The following is a 3,075-nucleotide window of genomic DNA, read 5'->3' on the forward strand; positions in this document are numbered from 1 at the left end:
TCCCTTCAAGAGATCTTTGACATGTTGACACAGGCAAGACTGTAGAGAGAACGAAGTCGATGACTTCGAGCCCTCCGCCTGATGGCGGAGGCTGCATGCGACAGCCGAAAGTATGTTCGGCATGGAAAGTAGTTGAGGGCGGATGGCGGATGCCTAGGCTCACAGAGGCGATGAAGGACGTGACAAGCTGCGACAAGCCGCGGGTAGGTGCAGATGACCTTTGATCCGCGGATATCCGAATGGGACAACCCGGCCGTCTGAAGGACGGCCACTCCCCTGCTTTTTGGGGAGGGCCAACCCGGGGAACTGAAACATCTTAGTACCCGGAGGAAAGGAAAATAAGAATGATTCCCCCAGTAGCGGCGAGCGACCGGGGAGTAGCCCAAACCCGCCGCGTGGCGACGCGCGGCGGGGGTTGTAGGACCGCATGGATTGCACTCAGAGCGCGAACGGAACCGTCTGGAAAGCCGGGCCGCAGCGGGTGAGAGCCCCTTACGTGAAGCGCGACGAGGCAGAGCGGACTCCTGAGTAGGGCGGGACACGTGTAATCCTGCCTGAATCCGCCGGGCCCATCCGGCAAGGCTAAATACTCCTGTGAGACCGATAGCGAACCAGTACCGTGAGGGAAAGGTGAAAAGCACTTCGATGAGAAGAGTGAAATAGTTCCTGAAACCATCCGCCTACAAGCGGTCGGAGCTGCTTCTTGCAGTGACGGCGTGCCTTTTGCATAATGAACCTACGAGTTTCCGTCTCCGGCGAGGCTGCGGGTCTCGAGACCCTTCGCCGCAGTGAAAGCGAGCCTGAACAGGGCGCGTCCCCCTTTTTTGGGGGGCACAGTCGGAGGCGGCAGACGCGAAACCAAGTGATCTACACATGTCCAGGATGAAGTTCCGGTAACACGGAATGGAGGTCCGAACGGATAAGCGTTGAAAAGCTTCCCGATGAGGTGTGTGTAGGAGTGAAAGGCCAATCAAACTTGGAGATAGCTCGTACTCCCCGAAAGGCATTTAGGTGCCGCGTGCATGGTTTCCCGTTGGGAGGTAGAGCGACCGATAGGATGCGAGGGCTTCACCGCCTGTCAAGTCCTGACGAACTCCGAATGCCCACGGGCTGCACATGTGCAGTAAGGGGGCGGGTGCTAAGGTCCGTCCCCGAGAGGAGAAGAATCCAGACCGCCGTCTAAGGCCCCGGAATTCTGCCTGAGTTAGTCTAACGAAGTCCGGTCCCGGTGACAGCCAGGATGTTGGCTTGGAAGCAGCCATTCATTCAAAGAGTGCGTAACAGCTCACTGGTCGAGGGTCCGGGCGTGGATAATAATCGGGTATAAGGCAGATGCCGAAGACGCGGGATAGCATATTTGAAAAGTATCGGTAGGGGAGCATTCCACGTGCGTCGAATGGTGAGGGCGACCGATCCTGGAGCGCGTGGAAACGCAAATGTAGGTATAAGTAACGAGAAGAGGGGTAGGATCCCCCTCCGCCGCAAGACCAAGGTTTCCCGGGCGATGCCAGTCATCCCGGGGTCAGTCGGGCCCTAAGCCCCAGCCGAATGGCGAAGGCGATGGCAGACACGGTCAACATTCCGTGACTACCTTCAGGAGCGATGTGGAGACGGAGCAGTGACACGGCCGCGGACTGACGGAATAGTCCGTTGAAGGGCGTAGGCGTCGACATTCCCAGGCAAATCCGGGAATGGAGCCGACCCTGACAGTATGGACTCCCCTCCGGGGGCGTCCAATAGCGCCGGTAATCATACTTCCAAGAAAATCCGCTAAGCACATCCTGAGGGTACCCGTACCGCAGACGGACACACGTAGTCGGGTAGAACATACTGAGGCGTTGAGAGACTCATGGTCAAGGAACTAGGCAAACTGACCCCGTAACTTCGGGAGAAGGGGTCCTCGTGGCGACACGAGGCGCAGAGAATAGGTCCAGGCAACTGTTTAACAAAAACACAGGGCTGTGCCAACACGAAAGTCGATGTATACAGCCTGACACCTGCCCGGTGCCGGAAGGTTAAGAGGAGAGCTCAGGGCTTCCGCCCGAAGGTTTGAATTGAAGCCCCGGTAAACGGCGGCCGTAACTATAACGGTCCTAAGGTAGCGAAATTCCTTGTCGGGTAAGTTCCGACCTGCACGAATGGTGTAATGATCCGGACGCTGTCTCGACCATGATCTCAGTGAAATTGTAGTATCGGTGAAGATGCCGATTACCCGCGATGGGACGAAAAGACCCCGTGAACCTTTACTACAGCTTAGCGTTGACCCCGGCCATCCGCTGTGTAGGATAGGCCGGAGGCTTTGAAGCGTCGGCGCCAGCCGTCGTGGAGCCCCCCTTGAAATACGGCCCTTCGGCTGTCTGGGGTCTAACGCGCTGATTTGCGCGGACACCGCTTGGCGGGTAGTTTGACTGGGGTGGTCGCCTCCAAAAGCGTAACGGAGGCTTCCAAAGGTGCCCTCGGGTCGATTGGCAACCGACCTCAACGAGTGCAATGGCATAAGGGCGCTCGACTGGGAGGCAGACATGCCGAGCAGGCAGGAAACTGGGGCATAGTGATCCGGTGCAAGTGTATGGAAACTGCATCGCTCAAAGGATAAAAGGTACTCCGGGGATAACAGGCTGATCCCCCCCGAGAGCTCATATCGACGGGGTGGTTTGGCACCTCGATGTCGGCTCGTCACATCCTGGGGCTGGAGAAGGTCCCAAGGGTTGGGCTGTTCGCCCATTAAAGTGGCACGCGAGCTGGGTTCAGAACGTCGTGAGACAGTTCGGTCTCTATCTATCGTGGGCGCTGGAGTTTTGCGTGGCTCCGACACTAGTACGAGAGGACCGTGTCGGACAGACCTCCGGTTTGCCGGTTGTGCCGCCAGGTGCACCGCCGGGTATCCGCGTCTGGATCGGATAAGCGCTGAAAGCATCTAAGTGCGAAGCCGGCCGCAAGATTAGAACTCCTTCGAGGGTCGTCCGAGACTAGGACGTCGATAGGGCGCAGGTGTATAGACGGCGACGTCACAGCCGAGCGCTACTAATTGCCCGAAACTTTCCTTGCGCTCCATCCTTTTGGCTGTCGTGCGGT

The 3,075-nt window shown here is 57.8% G+C and carries 1 rRNA gene; it reads left to right on the top strand.

What is annotated here, in order from left to right:
• The first annotated feature begins 122 nt into the window (after positions 1 to 122).
• Positions 123 to 3,047: ribosomal RNA gene (locus K334_RS0112710) — 23S ribosomal RNA — on the top strand.
• Positions 3,048 to 3,075 lie beyond the last annotated feature (28 nt).

The organism is Segatella baroniae DSM 16972 = JCM 13447 (assembly GCF_000426585.1).
Classification (GTDB): domain Bacteria; phylum Bacteroidota; class Bacteroidia; order Bacteroidales; family Bacteroidaceae; genus Prevotella; species Prevotella baroniae.